Here is a 21,776-nt window from a genome sequence, read left to right on the forward strand (position 1 = left end):
TTAATGACTTTTATATATAAAAAAAACCGCTTTAGTTTCCTAAAGCGGTTTTCATATATTTTAGTCTTTGTGTAATTAAATAGTCTTATTTAACTTCTTCAAAGTCTACATCTTCTACATCGTCTCCTCCGTTAGAAGCTGCAGCAGGCTCTTCTTGTTGAGCTCCTGCATTTCCTCCTTGTGCTCCTTGAGCAGCAGCTTGAAATTCAGCAGCAGCACCTTGTAAAGCTGTGTTTAACTTTTCTATAGCAGGATCTATTCCTTCTACATTTTTAGCAGCGTGAGCAGCTTTTAGTTCAGTTAAAGCTTCATCAATAGGCTTTTTCTTTTCTTCTGGTAATTTTCCTTCTACTTCTTTCAATTGCTTTTCTGTTTGGAAAATCATTTGATCAGCAGTATTTAATTTCTCAGCTGTTTCTTTTGCTTTTGCATCTGCCTCTGCATTTGCTTCTGCATCTGCTTTCATTTTAGCAATTTCTTCTTCTGACAATCCTGAAGAAGCTTCAATCTTAATTTCTTGAGATTTGTTAGTTGCTTTATCTACTGCAGAAACTTTGATAATTCCGTTGGCATCAATGTCAAAAGTCACTTCAATTTGAGGTACTCCTCTTTGTGCTGGTGGAATATCTGTTAATTGAAAACGTCCAATAGTTTTGTTATCCGCAGCCATGGCTCTTTCTCCTTGTAATACGTGGATATCAACAGATGGTTGGTTATCTACAGCAGTAGAGAATACTTGAGATTTTTTAGTTGGAATGGTTGTATTTGCTTCAATTAACTTAGTAAATACATTCCCCATAGTCTCAATTCCTAAAGATAAAGGTGTAACGTCTAACAACAATACATCTTTTACATCTCCAGCTAAAACTCCTCCTTGAATAGCTGCTCCAATAGCAACAACCTCATCTGGGTTTACTCCTTTGTTTGGTTCTTTTCCAAAGAATTTTTTAACTTCTTCTTGAATTACAGGAATACGAGTAGATCCTCCTACTAAAATTACTTCATCAATATCAGAAGTATCTAAATCTGCATCTTGTAACGCTTTTTTAACAGGCTCCATAGAACGTACAACTAATTCAGCAGCTAATTGCTCAAATTTAGCACGTGTTAATGTTTGTACCAAGTGCTTAGGTCCGCTAGCAGTTGCCGTAACATATGGTAAGTTAATTTCTGTTTGAGAAGAAGATGACAATTCAACTTTAGCCTTTTCAGCAGCTTCTTTTAAACGTTGTAAAGCCATTGGGTCTTTACGTAAATCTACTTGCTCAGTAGCATTAAATTCATCTGCTAACCAGTCAATAATTACTTCATCAAAGTTGTCTCCTCCTAAGTGAGTATCTCCGTTTGTAGACAATACTTCAAAAACTCCGTCTCCAATTTCTAAGATTGAAATATCAAAAGTACCTCCACCTAAATCGTAAACTGCAATTTTTTGGTCTTGTCCTTTTTTATCAATACCGTAAGCCAATGCCGCAGCAGTTGGTTCGTTAATAATACGTTGTACTTTTAATCCTGCAATTTCTCCAGCTTCTTTAGTCGCTTGACGTTGTGCATCGTTAAAGTAAGCAGGAACTGTAATTACAGCTTCTGTTACTGATTGACCTAAATAGTCTTCAGCTGTTTTTTTCATTTTTTGCAAAGTCATTGCAGAAACTTCTTGAGGTGTATACAAACGACCATCAATGTCGATACGTGGTGTATCATTATCTCCTTTTACAACTTTGTAAGGTGCTCTTGCAATTTCGTCAGCAACTTCAGAAAATTTATTCCCCATAAAACGCTTTACAGAAGCAATTGTTTTGGTTGGGTTGGTTACAGCTTGTCTTTTTGCAGGATCTCCTACTTTACGCTCTCCTCCTTCTACAAATGCAACTATAGAAGGTGTTGTTCTTTTCCCCTCAGCATTAGGAATTACTACTGGATCGTTTCCTTCCATTACAGAAACACATGAGTTGGTAGTTCCTAAGTCAATTCCAATAATTTTACTCATAATTATATTATTTATTAATGTTGTTGATTCTTTTTAACACTTTGTATTAGTCAATATGTATGCCATGGACAGTGACACTTCAAATTGTCAGAAAGTAATGACATGCTGTCAGAAACTTATGTAGTTATAGACAAAAAAGGCAGTTCTATGTGTAGAGAACTGCCTTTTTTATTGTTTTTTAATTTTTACCTGGTAAAAACTAAATTCGTTTCGGTAGACAAACTAGCATCAAAAGCATATCCGTCGTAATTAAACCCTTTTAATCCTTCTATGGTTTCTATATTCTTATCTAAAATATAACGTACCATTAAACCTCTGGCTTTTTTAGCATAAAAAGAAATTACTTTTAAGTTTCCGTTTTTATAATCTTTAAAATCTGGAGTAATTACAGGTACTTTTAATTGTTTAGGTTTAACTACTTTAAAATATTCGTTACTTGCTAAGTTGATGAAAATTTCATCTTCAGCCATTTCATCATTTAAATATTCGGTTACACTGTTTCCCCAAAACTCATATAAATTTTTGTTGGTTTCTACTGCTAACTTCGTTCCCATTTCTAAACGATAGGGTTGCATTAAATCTAACGGTTTTAAAACTCCATATTGTCCTGATAAAATTCTTAGCTTATTTTGTAAATCTTTAATTTGTTTTTCAGTTAAAGAATATGCATCTAATCCAGAATACACATCTCCATTAAAAGCAAATACTGCCTGACGTGCATTTTCTGACGTAAAGGGCAAAGCCCAATTTTGATTACGTTGCCAGTTTAGCTCTCCTAATTTATCAGAAATTTTCATTAAAGCAGATAAATCTTTTGGTGATTTTTGCTTTAACACCTTACTTAACTTTTCTGCTTGATCTAAAAAGACTCCCTGCGTAAATTGGGTTGTAGGAACTTTAGATTCAAAATCTAATGATTTTGCTGGGGATACTACAATTTTCATTTTCTATAATTGTTTTTATTAACATGGTTCTCGACTTCGCTTGAACCTCCTAATTAAAAACTACTCTTTTAGTTTTCTACTTAATTACTTTATTCTTAACTATTTGTTAAGGTATATCCTCTCCATTTTTCTAACACTGCTAACATATCTTCTGGTATATCAGAATCAAAACGCATCATTTCACCTGTTGTTGGATGTTCAAAACCCAATGTTTTTGCGTGTAATGCTTGACGTGGAATTAACTTAAAACAATTGTCTACAAACTGTTTGTATTTTGTATAGGTCGTTCCTTTTAACACAGCATTTCCTCCATAACGTTCATCGTTAAATAAAGTATGCCCAATATGTTTAAAGTGTGCTCTAATTTGGTGAGTTCTACCTGTTTCTAACTTGCATTGCACTAGGGTTACATACGTAAAACGCTCTAATACTTTGTAATGTGTAACTGCTGGTTTTCCTTGGTCTCCTTCTGGAAAAACGTCTTGCTGCAAACGGTTTTTTAAATTTCTACCAATATTTCCTTCAATGGTACCTTCATCATCTGTTATATTTCCCCACACCAATGCATAATACAAACGCTCAGAGGTTTTATCATGAAATTGTTTTGCCAAATGTGCCAAAGCATGATCTGTTTTAGCCACCACTAACAATCCGCTTGTGTCTTTATCTATTCTATGAACCAAACCTGGTCTTCCATCAGCATTTTCTGGTAAATTTTTAAAATGATGCATTAAAGCATTCACCATTGTACCATCGTAATTCCCGTGTCCAGGATGCACCACCATACCTGCAGGTTTGTTAATTACAATTACCGCATCATCTTCATATACAATATTTAAAGGAATGTTTTCGGGTAGTATTTCTGTTTCTCTAGGTGCATATTCAAAAACTACACGTATTACATCTCCTGGTTTTACTTTATGACTGGCTTTTACCACCTCATCATTTACCAATACATTTCCTTCTTTTACAGCTTGCTGTACTTTATTACGAGTTACATTCATAATAAAGTTCATTAAAAACTTATCTACTCTAAGAGGTTGTTGTCCTGGTTCCGCAACAAATTTATAGTGTTCAAAATTTTCTTCTATCTCTGGTCCTATTTCTTCCATATTTATCTTAATTGTCCGTTACCAATAACAACATCTATAATAGACATTTTGGGCAACATATCTCCTGCTTCCAACTCTTGACCTTTAAACTTTAGTCCTCTAACCACAGTTCCTATATCATCTACCTCTTCGTACATTCCTACGTTAAAACCACTGTTAATAATTAGTTGAATAATTTCTTTTCTTGTTTTTCCGTAAAACGGAGGTATTGGAGCTTGTGCGTATCCATTAGGATTAATGGTTACATATATTTTTCGTTTTTCTTTTACAATAGCTCCTACTTGTGGTTCTTGTTCCAACACCGCTTCTTTAGGTATTTCTGGGTTGTAACTTCCAGATTCTAATACTTCATATCTTAAATTTAAATCATCTAAAACAATTTTAACTTCTTCTAAAGTTAAAGCTGTTAAATTGGGAACTTTAATTTTTTGATCCTGATTGGTAATAGAATGTAACGATTTTATAACTCCTACCATTAATAATATACTAATTACTAAAGCTATAAATAAGTTAATAATAAAGGTTTTACTTTTTAAGAACGCTAACAATTTCATTGAAAACTATTTTTGGCAAAGATATAAAACCTAAATGCATGGTTTTGAATTAATATTTAATATTTTTAGCTTTCTAATTTAAGGGCTTTTATGAAACAAAACATTGCTGTAATAATGGGAGGTTATTCTAGTGAATACTCTATTTCTATGATTAGTGGAAATGTGGTTTTTAACCACATAGATACAGCCAAATACAATCCATACAAAGTAATTATTACCAAAGAAAAATGGGTAGTATTGCATACGGACACTAAAGAATATTCTATTGATAAGAATGATTTTTCTGTAACAATTAACCATGAAAAAATAAATTTTGATTGTGTTTTTAATGTAATCCATGGTGCTCCTGGAGAAGATGGAAAAATACTGGCCTATTTTGAAATGTTAAACATTCCTCATACCTCTGCTCCATCTTATCAAATGGCATTAACATTTAACAAACGTGATTGCTTAAGCGTATTGAGAAAACACGGAATTAACACCGCAAAATCTTTGTACTATGACAAAGGGCAAACTATTGATATTGATACTATTATTAACGAACTAGGATTGCCTTGTTTTGTAAAACCCAATAACGCTGGATCTAGTTTTGGTATTTCTAAAGTAAATACTGCTGATGAATTTAAACCTGCCTTTGAAAAAGCATTTGCAGAAGACAGCCAAATATTAATTGAATCATTTTTAGACGGAACCGAGGTGTCTATAGGAGTTATTAATTACCAAGGAAACACCATTCCTTTGCCTGCTACAGAAATTGTTTCTGAAAATGATTTTTTTGATTACGAAGCCAAATACGAAGGAAAGTCTCAAGAAATTACTCCTGCTAGAATTACAGACATACAACTAGAAAATTTACACACAGAGGCTTTAAAAGCCTACAAAGCTTTAAGCATGACTGGCTTTTCTAGGTCAGAATTTATTTTTATTGGTGACATTCCTTACTTTTTAGAAATGAATACTGTTCCAGGAATGACTACCGAAAGTTTGCTCCCTCAGCAAGCAAAAGCTGCAGGAATTCCACTACCTAATTTATTGTCTAACGCTATAGAAATGGCTTTAAAAAAATAAGTATCTTACAAGTATTATGAAAAAAGCTGTTTTCCCTGGTTCTTTTGATCCTATTACTTTAGGTCATGTAGATGTTATCAACCGTGCAATTCCTTTGTTTGATGAGTTGGTCATTGCTATTGGAATTAACGATTCTAAAAAATACAGATTCTCTTTAGAACAAAGACTAAATTTTATCAAAGAAACTTTTAAAAACGTTCCTAACCTAACCGTAGAAACATATACCGGTTTAACAACCCAATTTTGTAAAAATATTAATGCTGATTTTATTCTTAGAGGTTTAAGAAATCCCGCTGATTTTGAATTTGAAAAAGCCATTGCCATTACCAATAGAAAATTAACAGGTATAGATACTGTTTTTTTACTAACAAGTGCAGATACCGCCTTTATAAGTTCTAGTATTGTAAGAGACATTATAAAACATAATGGTGACTTGTCTAAGTTTGCTCCTAAAGCTGTAATTAAAGGCAGTAAAGAACTTTAATATTAAGACAAAAAAAATAGCTTAATTTTATCAATTAAGCTATTGTATATTTTGCTTTAGAAAGTTTCTTTTTAGGAGTTAAAATCCTATCAACTCTCTTTATTTTTAGAAATACATCTTCTACCTCTTTACCATCTACTTTAAAAAGCGTTTCAATTGTACTTTTTGCTTTTGGTAAAATTTCTTTTGCATTATCTAAATTATCTAACCCAGGGTTGTTTGCACTTACTGCTATTGTAAACAGTAAAGCAAATCCTAAAGTAATATTTTTAATAATTGTATGCATTTTTTTGGTAATGTGGTGCAAATATAGAACGAGTATTAAGTTTGTACAAACCGCTACTAGTTAACTAATTGTTAACAAATTGTTATCCCGTTTTTCTTTTTTATATTTTGAGATTTCCCATCTGAAACATCTACTTCCCAGCAATCCCATTTCTAAAAAAACCACTTAAAAAACAGTGTAATTTACGATTCCTATTCGTCACAATAATTTTAAAAACACAGTAAAACAAAAGGATTCTGGCTAATTAAACTTACCATTAGCCACTAAAAAAAATTAACAAAACAAAGCCTTCCATTTTTCAAATTCATTCCATAACCCGCTAACTTTAAGCATATCTTAAGACATAATTATGGAAGCAACAAAAATTAACAAAACAGAAATCATTTCTAAATTCATGGACCATGTATTGGAACATGGTAAAACCCCAGAGTCTATTTACAAATTTTCCAAAGAGCTAAATATTGAAGAACAAGAATTCTATCAGCATTACACTTCTTTTGAACATATAGAAACAGACATCTATTGTGTTTTTTACGATGAAACTATTAAGTTAATGATGTCTGAAATTTCCTATAACGATTTAGATGCTAAAAATGAGCTTTTAGTTTTTTATTATACTTTTTTTGAATTATTAACAAGTAATAGAAGCTATGTTTTGTGCTCACTTAACAAATACAAATACGGATTAAAAAACATAAAAACCTTAATTCCTTTTAAAAAGAAATTTATTGAATTTATAAAAACATTAAACATTAAAACCTTTGATTTAAAACAAGAAAAATTAAACTCTCTAAAAAACAAAAGTATTGAAGAGCTTGCTTGGACTCAATTTTTAATGACACTTAAATTTTGGATGGACGATACCTCTATTAGTTTTGAAAAAACTGATTTGTTCATAGAAAAATCTGTAAATGCCTCTTTTGACTTTATAAACACAGTTCCATTAGAAAGCTTTATAGACTTAGGAAAATTCTTTTTTAAAGAAAAAATTAAACCCAATTTTTAAATAGCTTATGAAAACACTAGACAGCATACCTACCGGAAAAATACAGAGAGCCTCTAAATTAATTAGCACAGGTGCCAAAGTGGGTATTAATTACTTAAAATACAATGTAGAAAAAACAATTGGAGATGCTCAGTTGGCCAAAAACAATTTAGATAAATCTAATGCTGATGATATTTACAATAGTCTTAAAGATTTAAAAGGTAGTGCCTTAAAAGTTGCTCAAATGTTAAGCATGGAAAAAAGTATGCTGCCTAAAGCTTATGTAGAAAAATTTTCCTTATCACAGTTTTCAGTTCCCCCTTTGTCATCTGCATTGGTGCTAAAAACTTTTAGAAAATATTTCAAAAAAAGTCCTAATGAAATTTACGACTCTTTTGATTTAAATTCTGTAAACGCAGCTAGTATTGGACAAGTGCACAAAGCTACCCTCAACGGAAAACAACTGGCTGTAAAAATTCAATATCCAGGAGTTGCACAAAGCATTAGTTCCGATTTAGCGTTGGTAAAACCCATTGCTATTAAAATGTTTAATATTAGAGGAGAAGGATCTGATAAATATTTTAAAGAAGTAGAAAACAAATTAATTGAAGAAACCAACTACGTTTTAGAAGTTTCACAAAGCGTAGCTATTTCTAACGCATGTAAAAACATCCCTAATTTAGAGTTTCCTAATTATTATCCCGAACTATCCACAGATAGAATTATTACGATGGATTGGATGGAGGGTGTCCATTTATCGGAGTATGATATTAATAGTGCTAGCGAAGAGATAAGAACACAAATAGGACAAGCTTTATGGGATTTTTACATGTATCAAATTCACATTCTAAAAAAAGTACATGCAGATCCGCATCCTGGTAATTTTTTAATTTCTAAAAATCATCAATTAATTGCTTTAGATTTTGGATGTATCAAACAAATACCAAACAGCTTTTACATTCCTTATTTTGAATTGGCAGAACCTGCAGTTTTAAACCATCCTAAACTGTTTAAAGACAAATTGTACGAATTAGAAATTTTAATTCCACAAGACGGACCTAAGGAAATTGCTTTTTTTACTCAGCTATTTCACGAATTGTTAAGCCTTTTTACACAACCTTTTCACTTAGAAAGTTTTGATTTTTCTGATGATGTTTTCTTTGGTAAGATAGCCGAATTGGGAGAGCATTTTAACAACGATTCTGAACTAAAAAACATGAATGGAAACAGAGGCTCTAAGCATTTTATCTACATCAATAGAACCTTTTTTGGGCTGTATAATTTAATGCATGATTTAAAAGCGAAAAACATACAAATCAACAATTACAAAAGCATCTAATGAAAACGTTTACAAAACAGGAAATAGCACAACTAGAACACCTTTATAAAATCAATTTAATAAACAGTGTTACAGGATTAAAATCGGCTAATTTGGTGGGTTCTATCTCTAATAGCGGAATTGTAAATGTTTCTGTGTTTAGTTCCATTGTTCATTTTGGATCTGAACCTCCATTATTAGGAATGATTTTTAGACCTACTACCGTGGCAAGAAACACCTATGATAATATTAAAGAGAATGAGTTTTACTCTATCAACCACATTCATCAATCTATTATTAAAGATGCTCACCACACAAGTGCCAAATATCCTTTTGATGTGAATGAGTTTGAACAAACCAATTTAGAAGAAGAGTACAAAACAGATAGTTACATCCCTTTTGTAAAAAACGCTCCCGTACAGTTATTAATGAAATACGTAGGAGAATATAACATACAAGAAAACGGAACCATTTTGGTGTTAGGTGAAATTCAGAAACTATATGCACAAGAATCCCTAATTCACACCGATGGATTTGTAGACTTAGCCAAAGGAAATGTTGTTGGAATTAATGGATTAGATGGTTATGTAAAAACGGAGCTAATAGATCGTTTGCCATATCAAAGACCCAAGCAATAAATACAACAACTAATTATAATATTTAAATAACACACATGAAAATCTTAATTACAGGAACTACAGGATACATAGGCATGAGACTTATTCCCGTATTGTTGCAAAACAATCACGAGCTAGTTTGCTGTGTAAGAGATTTGAATAGGATTCCACAAGAATATGCCAACACAAACAATATTACCTTTATTCAGGTTGATTTTCTGAAACCAGAAACTTTACAAAACATTCCTAAAAACATACAAGTTGCCTATTACTTAATACATTCCATGTCTGCAGATGCAAGCGGTTTTGAAGCCTTAGAAGAAACTTGTGCTATTAATTTTACTTCTCAAATTAATCAAACCGAATGTGAACAAGTAATTTATTTAAGTGGAATTGTTAATGACAAAATACTATCTAAACATTTAAGCTCTAGAAAAAAAGTAGAAGATGTTTTAAGCACAGGGAACTATGCGCTTACCACGTTTAGAGCAGGAATTATTGTAGGTAGCGGAAGTGCTTCTTTTGAAATTATTCGTGATTTGATAGAAAAACTTCCTGTAATGATTACTCCTAAATGGCTAAACACCAAAACACAACCCATTGGAGTAGCCGATGTTATTCAGTTTTTATCCAAAGCTTTAGGAATTAAAAAGTTATACCATAAATCTTATGATATAATGGGGCCAGAAATACTAACTTATAAGCAAATGTTGTTGCAATTTGCCAAAGTTAGACAACTCAAAAGATGGATTGTTACCATTCCTATTATGACTCCTAAACTGTCTTCTTATTGGTTATATTTTGTTACCACTACTACGTATTCCTTGGCCAGTAGCCTGGTAGACAGTATGAAAGTAGAGGTTATTGGAAAACCTTCTAATATTAATCAAATACTAGCTATTCAACCTATTTCATATATAAAAGCTGTTAAAAAAGCCTTTGAAAAAATAGAACAAAATGCGATTGTCTCTAGTTGGAAAGATGCTGTAAACACTCCCATAGACGATCATTTTTTTGGCAAACACATTAACCCACCAAAGTTTGGTTGCTTTAAAGATATTAGATCTGGAGACCTTACAAACGAAGAAGTTACGCTTGCTAAAATTTGGGCAATTGGTGGAGAAACAGGTTGGTATTACGGAAATTTTTTATGGAAACTAAGAGGCTTTTTAGATTTAATTTTTGGCGGAGTAGGTTTAAGAAGAGGTAGAACCCACGACAACAAAATTCAAACAGGAGATGTTATTGATTTTTGGAGAGTATTATACGCTAGTAAAAAAGAAAAAAAGCTATTGCTATATGCCGAAATGAAATTACCTGGAGAAGCTTGGTTAGAATTTAAAATTATTCAAAACAAACTATATCAAAGAGCCATTTTTAGACCTAAAGGATTGTATGGTCGTTTGTATTGGTATGCTGTACTCCCTTTTCACGGATTTATATTTAACGGAATGCTAAAAAATTTATTAAAAACCTAAAAACCATGTATCATAAAGAACCTTTAGCTGTGGTTTGGTTAAAAAGAGACTTAAGACTACAAGATAATGAAGCTATTTACAACGCTATTGCTACTGGCAAAAGAGTATTATTATTGTATGTTTTTGAAGATTTTTTGCTAAAAGATCCACATTACGAAACAAGACATTGGAATTTCATCAAAGAATCTATTACAGATCTTAACCGATTGCTACTTCCCTACAATTCAAAAATTTTAGCTGTACATTCAGAAGTTGCTGCAGTTCTAAATCAATTATTACAGCATTATGACATTCGTGATTTATTTTCACATCAAGAAACAGGATTGCTATGTACCTATCATAGAGATCAAAAAATTACACGTTACTGTCATAACAATTTCATCAGCTGGAAAGAAAATGTTTGGAATGGGGTTTTGCGTGGTTTAAAAAACAGACGTGGTTGGGTAGGAAAATGGAAAGACTACATGAACCAACCTTTGTTTTCATTTCATCCTAAAAACCAATTGCTAACACTTCATGAAATCCAAGAATTAGAAAAACAATTTAGTGTAATAAATTTAACAACTCCTAAACAACATAGCATACAAAAAGGAGGTGTTACCGAAGCGTTAAAATATGAAAAAAGCTTTTTTGAAGAACGTTATTTAAATTACACTCAAGATATTTCCAAACCCAAAACAGCTACAGAATCTTGCAGTAGATTGTCTCCGTATTTGGCATGGGGAAACTTATCTACCAGACAAGTATGGCAAACCCTTAAAGGAATTAGACCCTATAGTAAAAACAAAAAAGAGTTAGATGCCTTTGCTGCAAGATTAAAATGGCAAGCTCATTTTATTCAGAAGTTTGAAATGGAGCACACCATGGAACATGCAAGCATTAACAAAGGCTACAGAATGTTAAAAAAAACCATTTACGAGCACTACCAAACAGCATGGCAAACCGGACAAACAGGAATTCCTATGATTGATGCCTGTATGCGTTGTTTGAATGAAACCGGATATTTAAATTTTAGAATGCGTGCCGTAATTGTTTCCTTTTTTACGCATTTGCTCTGGCAACCATGGCAAGATTGTGCTGTGTATTTATCTAAAATGTTTATAGATTTTGAGCCCGGAATTCTTTTTGCACAAGTACAAATGCAAGCAGGAGAAACCGGAGTGAACACCTTGCGAATTTACAACCCTATAAAAAATGGATACGAACATGATAGTAACGCAGATTTTATTAGAAAATGGGTTCCTGAATTGGCCCACTTGCAAACTAAGCACATACATGAACCTTATTTAATGACTCCTTTAGAACAAGGAATGTACAACTTAAAACTAGGCATAGATTATCCGCTACCTATTATAGACTTGAAACAAAAAAGAAACAAAGCCAGTAAAATTTTATGGGAAATGAAGCACGATCCGTTGGTAATGGATGAGAATACTAGAATTATACAAAAACACACATTAAACCAAGCTGTATGAAAGTAAGATTTACAGATGCAGAAATAGACAGAATTATAGAAATGGCTTGGGAAGATAGAACACCTTTTGAAGCTATTGAGTTTCAATTTAATTTGTCCGAATCTGAAGTTATTCTATTAATGAGATCTGAATTAAAATCTAGCAGTTTTAAACTTTGGCGAAAAAGAGTACAAGGTAGAGCTACCAAACATTTGCACAAAAGACCATTTGTAAAAGGTGCTTTTAAAAGTAAAATGCAACGCATTATTAGCAACAACAAACTATCAAAAAAATAACATTATGAAAACATATGTAATTATAGGAGCTTCTTCTGGAATAGGCTTAGCTACAGCTAAAATTTTAGCGAACAATGGCTATAAAGTTATTGGTACTTACAACACTACAAACCCACCAAATATTGAGGGTGTTGATTTCTATCAACTTAATATTTTAGACAATACGTTAAATTTGCACTTTATTCCAGAAAACATTGATGGGCTTATATATTGCCCAGGGAGTATTAATTTACTACCTTTTAATAGACTAAGTCCTCAAAGTTTTTTAGATGACTATAATTTACAGGTTATTGGTGCTGTTAAAGTAATTCAGCAAAGCCTAAAAAGTTTAAAAAACGGAACAAACCCTAGTATTGTTTTGTTTTCTACCGTAGCTGTACAGCAAGGTTTTAATTTCCATACACAAGTTTCTACATCTAAGGGAGCTATAGAAGGATTGACTAAAAGCTTGGCTGCAGAACTATCACCAACCATCCGTGTAAACTGTATTGCTCCTTCTATTACTCAAACTAATTTGTCAAAAAAATTATTAAGTAGTGGTAGCAAAATAGAAGCTAATGCCCATAGGCATCCTTTAAAAAAAATAGGACAACCTACAGATATTGCACATATGGTAGCTTTTTTACTTTCTAAAAAAGCCAATTGGATTACCGGACAAATTATAGCTGTTGATGGAGGAATTTCAACCTTAAAAACATAAGTATAATATGATTACATTTTTAAAAAACTATTCAATTAAAAAATTACAAGCAAAACACCAAAAGTTAATTAAAGAAGCTCTTAAGTATTTAAAAACCAACAAAAATGCTTCGTATGCTAGAATAGAAGAGGCCGAAAAAATAGCCACTAAAATACAACACATCCGCAACTTTACTCTTATAAACTAAACAATATGTTCTCTCTCTTTAAGAAAAAAAATCCCATTCATCAATTAGAGGTTAAATACAAAAAACTTTTAAAAGAAGCACATCAACTTTCTAACATAAACAGAAGTAAAAGCGATGCTAAAATTGCAGAAGCAGAATTGATTGCTGAAGAAATAGAGAAACTTAAAAACTAAAAATTATGGCATTTTATCAACTTAAAAGAGAGCAATTTATACCTGCTGATTTAGAAACTATTTGGGATTTTATGTCATCACCTAAAAACCTAAAAGACATTACTCCTAAACACATGGGATTCGACATTACATCTGAAAACAAAGATGATAAAATGTATGAGGGAATGATTATTAGTTATATTGTAAAACCTATTTTAGGAATACCAACCAATTGGGTTACAGAAATAACTCATGTGGTAGACAAACACTATTTTGTAGATGAGCAACGAATTGGTCCTTATAAACTTTGGCATCATCAACATATATTAGAAGAAAGAGATGGTGGTGTTTATATGAAAGACATTGTTACGTACCAGCCCCCGTTTGGTTTTTTAGGAGCTATTGCCAACAGTCTTTTTATTAAAAAACAGTTACACAAAATTTTTAAATATAGGTTTGATGTAGTTGATCGTAAATTTCCAAAACATTGAACTTTTACGCATCTTATTTTCATTTTTTTAATGTATTTTTGACGTGTGTTTAAACAGTTTAGAAATAGTATAATTATTAAAATCTTATTTGGGATTATGGGATTGCATCTACTGAATATCAGTATTGATGCACCGAGTTCACTCCCTATAAGTATGCATAAAAGTCTCTCTTTTAACAATCAAGATAGTATTGTTGAAATGATTCTTGAAACCCTTTTGGGGCTTGAAAACGTTATAGAAGAATATGACGATACTAATTCTGAAGATAGCAAACAAAAAAACACTTTAAAAATTCAATTAATTGCTCACGATCCTTCTCTTTTAAAAGCGAAAGACAATAGATTTGAAAAAGAAAAACAGAAATTTTCTACTCCTGTACCCTTAATTACCAATAGGTACAAACAATTAGACATTCCACCTCCCAAAAACTTTAGTTAAACGTGTTTGTGCAACCATATTTATTGGTTACACACAACAAACACCCTAACTACCCACTACAATATATTACTAAAACCCCAAAAGGTTTGTTTTACATATTGTACCCAAATTATTTGTGAAGAAACACATAAAATTTTAACAGATTTTTAAATCTAGATAAACTATCAACATTCATAAAATAGGTATAAATATTGCTAGGAATAGTATTATTTAAAAGCAGTCTATTTATTATTTTTGAATAAACCAAAGAGCACATGACAACATCCCCTTTAGTTCGGTTTTGGAACCTAATTAATCCATATAGAAAACAAATTAGATTAATTTATTATTACGCAATTATTAGTGGACTTGTAAACTTATCTCTTCCTTTAGGAATACAAGCTATTATTAACTATTTACAAACAGGAGAATTAACCACATCATGGGTAGTTTTGGTGGTTTTTGTTTTGATTGGAATTGCAATTTCTGGAGCAATCCAAATAAGTCAGTTAAGAATTGTAGAAGACATACAACAAGACATTTTTGCCAAATCGGCTTTTGAATTTGCTTTCAGAATTCCCAAAATAAAACAAATGAACTTAGATAAAGTTCATGCACCAGAATTGGTCAATCGTTTTTTTGATGTACTAACCATTCAAAAAGGATTGCCTAAAATATTAATAGACTTTTCTTTAGCTGTATTCCAAATTGTTTTCGGATTGATTTTGTTAACCTTTTACAGCTCTTACTTTATTTTACTAGGAGTTACTCTGTTTTTAATTATTTTCTTAATTTTTAAAATAACAGGACCCAAAGGACTAGAAACAAGTATAAAAGAAAGTAAATACAAATACAATTTAGCACACTGGTTAGAAGAAATTGCAAGCAATACCAAATCTTTTAAAATACACAACCAAGGAAACTTACACCTTAAAAAAACAGATGCTATTAACATTCAATATTTAGAAAGTAGAGAAAAGCACTTTACCGTTTTAATTAAACAGTTTATGCTTTTTATTGGTTTTAAAGTATGGGTGGCTGCAGGTTTATTAGTTTTAGGAGGATATTTGGTATTTCAACAAGAAATGAACATTGGACAGTTTGTAGCTTCTGAGATTATTATTATTTTAATTATCAACTCTGTAGAAAAAGTTATTAGAATTATAGAAACTATTTACGATGTATTAACAGCCCTTGATAAAATTGGTTATGTAACCGATTTAGAAATTGACAGAGATGCTGAATTGGGAGAGTTAGATACAGACAAAGGTCTTTCTATTGAGGTAAACAATATGTACTTTAAATATCCTAACGAAGAATTATTTTTATTTGACAATTACTCTTTTAAAATTAACTCTGGAGAAAAAGTATGGTTAAAAGGAAATACAGGTAAAGGAAAATCTACCTTATTAAACATTTTAGCAAGAATACATGGTATAGATAAAGGAGAAGTTCTTATTAACGAAAGACCTTCTACCTACTACTCTCACAATTCATACAACAAACACATTGGTTTTATAACACCTAACACAGGATTATTTGAGGGAACTATTGCAGAAAACATACTAATGAACAGAACTATAGACATCAATCATTTAAACACGGTTCTAGATGTTTTAAACCTATCAAGTTATATTTCTAAACTAAGAAAAGGAATAGAAACCGATATTGATTCCGAAGGGAGAAGAATGCCTAGAAGTATTATTCAAAAAATTATACTGGCCAGAGCTTTGGTTAACAACCCAAAACTTTTGTTACTAGAAGATCCTTTGCAATTTATAGATCAGGAAGAAAAAAGAACCATTATAGATTATATTATGGATCCATCTAAATCATGGACAGTTATTGTAATTGCAGATTATCAATACTGGGCAGAAAAGTCTAACCAAATTATAAAACTATAAGTCTATGTTAAATATATCTGAAAACAGCATCAGGAGTATGATCAAACTTGATAGTTTTAAATCGTACCAATTCTTAAATAAAAAAGACTACTCTCAAAAAAGATTCTACTATGGTATGGGGCTTTTGTTAATTTTAATAATTGTGCTATTTGTACCGTGGACTCAGAACATTAAAGGAAAAGGGTATGTAACTACTTTATTGCCAGAACAAAGACCACAGCCTGTACAATCTATTATTTCTGGAAGATTAGAAAAATGGTATGTAAGAGAAGGGAACTTTGTTCATAAAGGAGATACACTTATCTACATAACAGAAGTTAAAAACGATTATTTTGATCCTAACTTAATTTCTAGAACACAAGAACAAGTAAATGCAAAATCCGAAAGTATTACATCTTACGATGATAAAGTAATTGCACTTAAAGCCCAATTGGCTTCTATAAAAGAAAGTAGATTGTTAAAACTAGAGCAGGTTAGAAATAAAATTATTCAGACCCAAAACAAAATTAATATTGATAGTATTGATTTAAATGCCTATAAAATAAAATACAATATTGCTATCAATCAATACAACAGAACCAAAGAATTGCATTCTCAAGGTTTAAAATCACTATCCGATTTACAAGAAAAGGAACTAAAACAACAAGAGGCTTATGCTAAATTTCTTTCTCAACAAAACAAGTTAGAGAATCAGAAAAACATGTATATCAATTACAAATTAGAATTGGCATCTACAGAGCAAGATTACAATCAAAAAATATCCAAAACCAATTCCGATATTCAAAGTGCCTTATCTGCTAAGTTAGAAGCCACCTCTAACACCTCTAAACTAAAAAATCAATTAAGTAATTACCAGCAAAGACAAAGACTTTACTACATTACTGCTCCTACCAACGGATACATTACCAAAACCATCAAAAAAGGAACAGGACAGTTAATTAAAGAAGGAACAGACATTTTAACCATTATGCCTGCTGATTATGATTTGGCTGTGGAAGTATATGTAAAACCTCAAGACTTACCCTTATTAAAAATTAGCGATCATACCCGATTGCGCTTTGATGGTTGGCCTGCTTTGGTGATTAGCGGATGGCCAGAAAAATCTACCGGAATTTTTTCAGGGAAAATTTTTGCCATCGATCAACACATTAGTGAAAACGGAAAATATAGAGTGTTAATTTCACCCGATGAAACTAGTAAAGAATGGCCAGAAAACTTAAGAGTAGGTACAGGAACTTATACCTTTATTTTATTAAACGATGTACCTATTTGGTATGAATTGTGGAGAAACCTAAACGGATTCCCACCAGATTTTTATAGATCCGGAGAAGAAAAACAAAGCGGAGAGTCTGAAGAAGTAAAAAAGAAAGCTCCAATAAAATCAGTAAAATAATGAAGAAAACCATTTGCCTCCTTATTCTATTGATCTCATACAACTCCTTTGCACAAAGCAACAATGGTATATTGTCTTACAGAGAATATATTTTTAATATTATAAACGAACACCCAATAGCCAAAAGTGCTTTGTTAAAAGAAAAAGTAGCCAAAGCTCAATTGCTAGCTGCCAAAGGAGAATTTGATCCAAGTCTTGTTTCTAAAATTGATCAAAAAGATTTTAAAGACAAAGAATATTACACCATTTTTAAAAACAAAATAACCATTCCCACTCCAATTGGAGTAAATATTACAGGGGGATTTGACAACAATTCTGGTACATACCTAAACCCTGAAAACAAAACAACAGGAAGTGGTTTGTGGAGTGCCGGCTTAGAGGTAGATGTTCTACAAGGTTTGCTTACCAACACCCGAAGAACAGCATTACAACAAGCAAAAGTTTATCAGCAAATTGCCAAAAACCAGCAGCAACAGCTATTAAACCAACTTATTTACAATGCATCTGTAGCCTATGCAGAATGGCAACAGTACACTGGTATTTATAAAATAATGGAACAAAACTTACAATTAAGTCAGTTGTATTTAAACAATACCAAAAGTGCATTGGCCAACGGCGAAAAAACAAGTATAGATACACTAGAAGCAAATGTTTACTTGCAAAACAGCAACATAGACCTTATTAAATACAAACAGTTGTTAATTGAAAAAAGATTAAAAGTTGAAAACAATTTATGGCTAGATAATATGCCTATAGGTTTAAAACCTAGTATAGAACCAGAATCTGCAACAATTGCAACCAAGCAATCATCAATTACTTTAGTTAGCAATCTAGACAGTATTCCTGCTATTGCCGAAAAAATAGGTAAGAAAGAGGTATTGTTATTAAAACAAAAACTAAATAGAGAAAAACTAAAACCCAAATTAAAAGTAAAATACAACCAACTACTTTATACAGACAACACCAACGTAAGCCCTAATTTTGATGTAGATAATTACAAATGGGGAGCTAGTTTAACAGTGCCTTTATTATTTAGAACTCAAAGAGGAAAATACAGAGAAAGCAAATACAAAGTAGAAGAAATTAATTACGAAATAGCTTACAAAAAAACAGAAGTTCAGAATAAAATTATAGCCAATCAACAAAATCAAATTGCATTGTCTAAGCAAATTGGTTTGCTAGAACAAAACATTAACGGTTATAAGAAATTATTAGATGCCGAAAGCACTAGGTTTAATTATGGAGAAAGTTCACTTTTTTTAATTAACAAAAGACAAGAAAAACTAATAGAATCTGAATTAAAATTATTAAGTACTCAAAACAAATTAATTACCAACTATTTAGATTATTTGTTATTAACCAATAATATTATTCCAAATGACTAATGCTAAAGCTACTGAATTTTATCCTGCAAATAAGCAAGAATGGAGACAGTGGCTTGTAGAAAATCACCATGAAAAAGATTTTATTTGGTTAATTTTTCACAAAAAAAGATCTAAAACTCTTAACCTTACATGGAGTGAAGCTGTAGATGAAGCATTGTGTTTTGGTTGGATTGACAGCGTTAAAAAAACAATTGATACCGAAACATATAAGCAATATTTTAGCAAAAGAAAACCAAAAAGTAATTGGTCTAAAGTTAACAAAGACAAAGTTAAAGCACTAACACAACAAGGTTTAATGAAACCCGCAGGTTTTAAAAGTGTTAAAACAGCTAAAGAAAACGGATCTTGGACAATTTTAGATGCTGTAGAAGCGCTTATTATTCCTCCTGATTTAGATGTTGCTTTAAAAAAACATTCCAATGCAAAAGAGTTGTTTTTAAGCCTTAGCAAATCTGCTCGTAAACTTATATTATACAACATTGTATCTGCAAAAAGAGCCGATACAAGACAAAAACGCATTAAAGAATGCGTATACAAACTAACCAACAACCCAAAACAACCAAACAATGATTAAAAGAGTTACCTTGTTTTTAATTATCAATTTTACAGCTTTAGCTCTTGGTGGTTTGTTTACCAAAGCTGGAGTAAATTCTGATTGGTACACTACACTTAACAAAGCACCTTGGACACCACCAGGCTATATGTTTGGTATTGCTTGGTCTTTTATTATGATTTGTTTTGCAATTTATATGGCTTTTTTATACCCTTTGGTTTCCTCTAAAAAAATAGTACGTTGGTATGCTATTCAGTGGATTTTAAACGTAGTATGGAATCCGCTATTTTTCTATTATCATTTAGATCTCTTAGGTTTAATAACCATTACATTATTAACCACAGTAGTTAGCTACTTTTTGTACAACTACCACAAGCAACTACAACTAAAATCGATTTTAATAGCTCCTTACTTTATTTGGCTACTAATAGCTACTTCTTTAAATGCCTACATTGTGTTCATGAATTAATTTTTACAGGCTAGGCTTTATAATCACAATAAAAAAGTAAATTTGCCCCATGCCAAGAAGAGAACGAAACAAATTTGTAAAAAGAGGTGAAATTATCTCTATTACTATAGAAGACTATGCCTTTGGAGGAAAAGGAATTGGAAGAATAAGAAACGAAGAAGGAGAATTTGTAGTATTTGTACCCAATACTTTGCCAGGTCAAACGGTAAAATGTCAAATTAAAAAAACAAGCAAACGATATGCTGAAGCCAAATTGTTTGAAGTTTTATCACCATCGGACCAAGAAGTAGAGGTTCCTTTTCAAGCCATACCAGGTGCTCCCTACATTAAATTACCTATAGACATACAACATCAATACAAAAAGCAAAGCACTTTAGAATTGTTTAAACGTATTGGTAAAGTAGACAATATAGAGAACTTGTTTGATGAATTTATTGCATCGTCAGAAGTATTCCATTACAGAAATAAAATGGAATATGGTTTTTCTGCCATTCGTTATGATTTTGAACAAAAAACAGATGTTGATGAATTTGCTTTGGGGTTTAAAAAAAGAGGAACTTGGTGGTGTGCAGAAAATTTAGATAAAGATTCTGGTTTGTTTGATGCGGAAGTAGAAAACAAACTAAAAGACATTCGTGAATTTTGCATCAATACTGGTTTAGAACCATGGCACGCACCACAAAAAAAAGGCTTTTTCCGTTATTTTGTGATTCGTAAAAGTTACAAGACCAACCAAATTCTATGTAACTTGGTAACCACTTCTCCACAAATATCTCATTTTGATATGGATGGATTTGTTACCTTGTTAAAAGAGTTGTTTGGAAACAGAATTGCAGGACTAATTCACACCACAAACGATGAAATTGGTGACAGAACCTTGGCTGTAACCGGTCAAGAAAAATTGGTGTTTGGGCAAGCTAGCATTGTAGAAAACTTATTGGGATTGAATTTTGAAATTTCTATGAAAAGTTTCTTTCAAACCAATCCAAAATCTGCCGAAAAACTATACAGCAAAGTCATAGATTATGCTTTGGAAAAAGCAGAAACGGTGAACGGAAAAATAGTAATGGACTTGTTTTGTGGAACCGGAACTATTGGTCAAATATTAGCTTCTAAAACTACAGACACTAAAATTATTGGGGTAGATATTGTTGAAGAAGCAATTATAGATGCTAGAAAAAATGCAGAAAGAAATAACATAACAGGTGTTGATTTTTACGCTGCAGATGTGGGTAAGTTTTTAGTAGAATATCCACAATACAAAGGAAAAATAGAAACTATTGTTTTAGATCCGCCACGTGCTGGTATTGCTCCTAAAACATTAGACAAAGTAATTAAAATTGGAGCTAGTAGAATGGTTTATGTATCTTGTAACCCAGCCACACAAGCTAGAGATACAGAAATTTTGAGACAAGCTGGTTATAAAATTAGCAAAATGAGTTTGGTCGATCAATTTCCACACACTGCTCATATAGAAAGCATTGTGCTTTTTGAAAAATAAAAGCACATAGAACCTCCCAGTTCGGAAAGCCTCACAAT

The 21,776-nt window shown here is 31.7% G+C and carries 24 protein-coding genes; 19 read left to right on the forward strand and 5 right to left on the reverse strand.

Annotated elements, in window-relative coordinates; genetic code table 11:
• Positions 1-85 precede the first annotated feature (85 nt).
• The 4 genes from dnaK to ACY2IJ_RS05610 all read right to left on the reverse strand — a co-directional run bounded on the left by dnaK (position 86) and on the right by ACY2IJ_RS05610 (position 4,600).
• Entirely contained in the window at positions 86-1,990 is a 1,905-nt protein-coding gene (dnaK, locus tag ACY2IJ_RS05595) for a molecular chaperone DnaK (RefSeq protein WP_476726169.1), read from the reverse strand.
• 185 nt (positions 1,991-2,175) lie between these two features.
• Positions 2,176-2,934, reverse strand: a complete 759-nt coding sequence (gene yaaA, locus ACY2IJ_RS05600) for a peroxide stress protein YaaA (protein WP_476726170.1) — start codon at positions 2,932-2,934, stop codon at positions 2,176-2,178.
• Positions 2,935-3,029: 95 nt separating this feature from the next.
• Entirely contained in the window at positions 3,030-4,046 is a 1,017-nt protein-coding gene (locus ACY2IJ_RS05605) for an RluA family pseudouridine synthase (RefSeq protein WP_476726171.1), read from the reverse strand.
• 2 nt (positions 4,047-4,048) lie between these two features.
• On the reverse strand, positions 4,049-4,600 hold the full coding sequence (locus ACY2IJ_RS05610; protein ID WP_476726172.1) for a PASTA domain-containing protein: 552 nt from the start codon (positions 4,598-4,600) through the stop codon (positions 4,049-4,051).
• A gap of 90 nt (positions 4,601-4,690) precedes the next feature.
• Between ACY2IJ_RS05610 and ACY2IJ_RS05615 the strand changes: the two genes are divergently transcribed.
• Both ACY2IJ_RS05615 and coaD read left to right on the forward strand, forming a co-directional pair.
• Positions 4,691-5,668 (forward strand): D-alanine--D-alanine ligase, encoded by a 978-nt coding sequence (locus ACY2IJ_RS05615; protein ID WP_476726173.1) that lies wholly within the window; start codon positions 4,691-4,693, stop codon positions 5,666-5,668.
• 16 nt (positions 5,669-5,684) lie between these two features.
• A complete protein-coding gene (coaD, locus tag ACY2IJ_RS05620; RefSeq protein WP_476726174.1) occupies positions 5,685-6,152 on the forward strand; it encodes a pantetheine-phosphate adenylyltransferase in 468 nt (155 codons plus the stop codon).
• A gap of 34 nt (positions 6,153-6,186) precedes the next feature.
• Here the strand turns inward: coaD and ACY2IJ_RS05625 are convergent, their stop codons facing one another.
• Positions 6,187-6,438, reverse strand: a complete 252-nt coding sequence (locus ACY2IJ_RS05625) for a hypothetical protein (RefSeq protein ID WP_476726175.1) — start codon at positions 6,436-6,438, stop codon at positions 6,187-6,189.
• A gap of 349 nt (positions 6,439-6,787) precedes the next feature.
• Between ACY2IJ_RS05625 and ACY2IJ_RS05630 the strand changes: the two genes are divergently transcribed.
• The 17 genes from ACY2IJ_RS05630 (at position 6,788) to rlmD (ending at position 21,738) form a co-directional block, all read left to right on the forward strand.
• A complete protein-coding gene (locus ACY2IJ_RS05630) occupies positions 6,788-7,444 on the forward strand; it encodes a TetR family transcriptional regulator C-terminal domain-containing protein (protein ID WP_476726176.1) in 657 nt (218 codons plus the stop codon).
• Between the two features lie 7 nt (positions 7,445-7,451).
• On the forward strand, positions 7,452-8,762 hold the full coding sequence (locus ACY2IJ_RS05635; RefSeq protein WP_476726177.1) for an ABC1 kinase family protein: 1,311 nt from the start codon (positions 7,452-7,454) through the stop codon (positions 8,760-8,762).
• Positions 8,762-9,379 (forward strand): flavin reductase family protein, encoded by a 618-nt coding sequence (locus tag ACY2IJ_RS05640; RefSeq protein WP_476726178.1) that lies wholly within the window; start codon positions 8,762-8,764, stop codon positions 9,377-9,379. Before ACY2IJ_RS05635 ends, ACY2IJ_RS05640 begins: the two co-directional genes overlap by 1 nt.
• Before the next feature lie 35 nt (positions 9,380-9,414).
• Positions 9,415-10,836 (forward strand): SDR family oxidoreductase, encoded by a 1,422-nt coding sequence (locus tag ACY2IJ_RS05645; RefSeq protein WP_476726179.1) that lies wholly within the window; start codon positions 9,415-9,417, stop codon positions 10,834-10,836.
• A 5-nt stretch (positions 10,837-10,841) separates the two neighbouring features.
• Complete coding sequence (locus tag ACY2IJ_RS05650; RefSeq protein WP_476726180.1) at positions 10,842-12,311, forward strand: cryptochrome/deoxyribodipyrimidine photo-lyase family protein; 1,470 nt, start codon at positions 10,842-10,844, stop codon at positions 12,309-12,311.
• Entirely contained in the window at positions 12,308-12,586 is a 279-nt protein-coding gene (locus ACY2IJ_RS05655) for a TIGR03643 family protein (protein ID WP_476726181.1), read from the forward strand. Before ACY2IJ_RS05650 ends, ACY2IJ_RS05655 begins: the two co-directional genes overlap by 4 nt.
• A 4-nt stretch (positions 12,587-12,590) precedes the next feature.
• The gene (locus ACY2IJ_RS05660) at positions 12,591-13,286 is read left to right on the forward strand and encodes an SDR family NAD(P)-dependent oxidoreductase (protein WP_476726182.1); all 696 of its coding nucleotides are present in this window, start codon (positions 12,591-12,593) and stop codon (positions 13,284-13,286) included.
• Positions 13,287-13,293: 7 nt separating this feature from the next.
• The gene (locus tag ACY2IJ_RS05665; protein WP_476726184.1) at positions 13,294-13,473 is read left to right on the forward strand and encodes a Lacal_2735 family protein; all 180 of its coding nucleotides are present in this window, start codon (positions 13,294-13,296) and stop codon (positions 13,471-13,473) included.
• 5 nt (positions 13,474-13,478) lie between these two features.
• A complete protein-coding gene (locus tag ACY2IJ_RS05670; protein WP_476726185.1) occupies positions 13,479-13,646 on the forward strand; it encodes a Lacal_2735 family protein in 168 nt (55 codons plus the stop codon).
• A 5-nt stretch (positions 13,647-13,651) separates the two neighbouring features.
• Entirely contained in the window at positions 13,652-14,116 is a 465-nt protein-coding gene (locus tag ACY2IJ_RS05675; RefSeq protein WP_476726186.1) for an SRPBCC family protein, read from the forward strand.
• Positions 14,117-14,212: 96 nt separating this feature from the next.
• Positions 14,213-14,554, forward strand: coding sequence for a hypothetical protein (locus ACY2IJ_RS05680; RefSeq protein ID WP_476726187.1), 342 nt, complete (start codon positions 14,213-14,215; stop codon positions 14,552-14,554).
• Between the two features lie 254 nt (positions 14,555-14,808).
• Entirely contained in the window at positions 14,809-16,437 is a 1,629-nt protein-coding gene (locus tag ACY2IJ_RS05685) for a peptidase domain-containing ABC transporter (RefSeq protein ID WP_476726188.1), read from the forward strand.
• Positions 16,438-16,441: 4 nt separating this feature from the next.
• Entirely contained in the window at positions 16,442-17,830 is a 1,389-nt protein-coding gene (locus tag ACY2IJ_RS05690) for an HlyD family secretion protein (protein ID WP_476726189.1), read from the forward strand.
• Positions 17,830-19,215: a TolC family protein gene (locus ACY2IJ_RS05695; RefSeq protein WP_476726190.1), complete on the forward strand. Its 1,386-nt coding sequence runs from the start codon at positions 17,830-17,832 to the stop codon at positions 19,213-19,215. Before ACY2IJ_RS05690 ends, ACY2IJ_RS05695 begins: the two co-directional genes overlap by 1 nt.
• Complete coding sequence (locus ACY2IJ_RS05700; RefSeq protein WP_476726191.1) at positions 19,208-19,789, forward strand: YdeI/OmpD-associated family protein; 582 nt, start codon at positions 19,208-19,210, stop codon at positions 19,787-19,789. Before ACY2IJ_RS05695 ends, ACY2IJ_RS05700 begins: the two co-directional genes overlap by 8 nt.
• Positions 19,782-20,237, forward strand: coding sequence for a TspO/MBR family protein (locus ACY2IJ_RS05705; RefSeq protein WP_476726192.1), 456 nt, complete (start codon positions 19,782-19,784; stop codon positions 20,235-20,237). The genes ACY2IJ_RS05700 and ACY2IJ_RS05705 overlap by 8 nt, the downstream gene beginning before the upstream one ends.
• Before the next feature lie 49 nt (positions 20,238-20,286).
• Positions 20,287-21,738 carry a 23S rRNA (uracil(1939)-C(5))-methyltransferase RlmD gene (gene rlmD, locus ACY2IJ_RS05710; protein ID WP_476726193.1) on the forward strand — a complete coding sequence of 484 codons (1,452 nt, stop codon included), beginning with the start codon at positions 20,287-20,289 and terminating at the stop codon, positions 21,736-21,738.
• The last annotated feature ends 38 nt before the right edge of the window (positions 21,739-21,776 follow it).

The sequence above is a fragment of the Wenyingzhuangia gracilariae genome, from assembly GCF_056387575.1.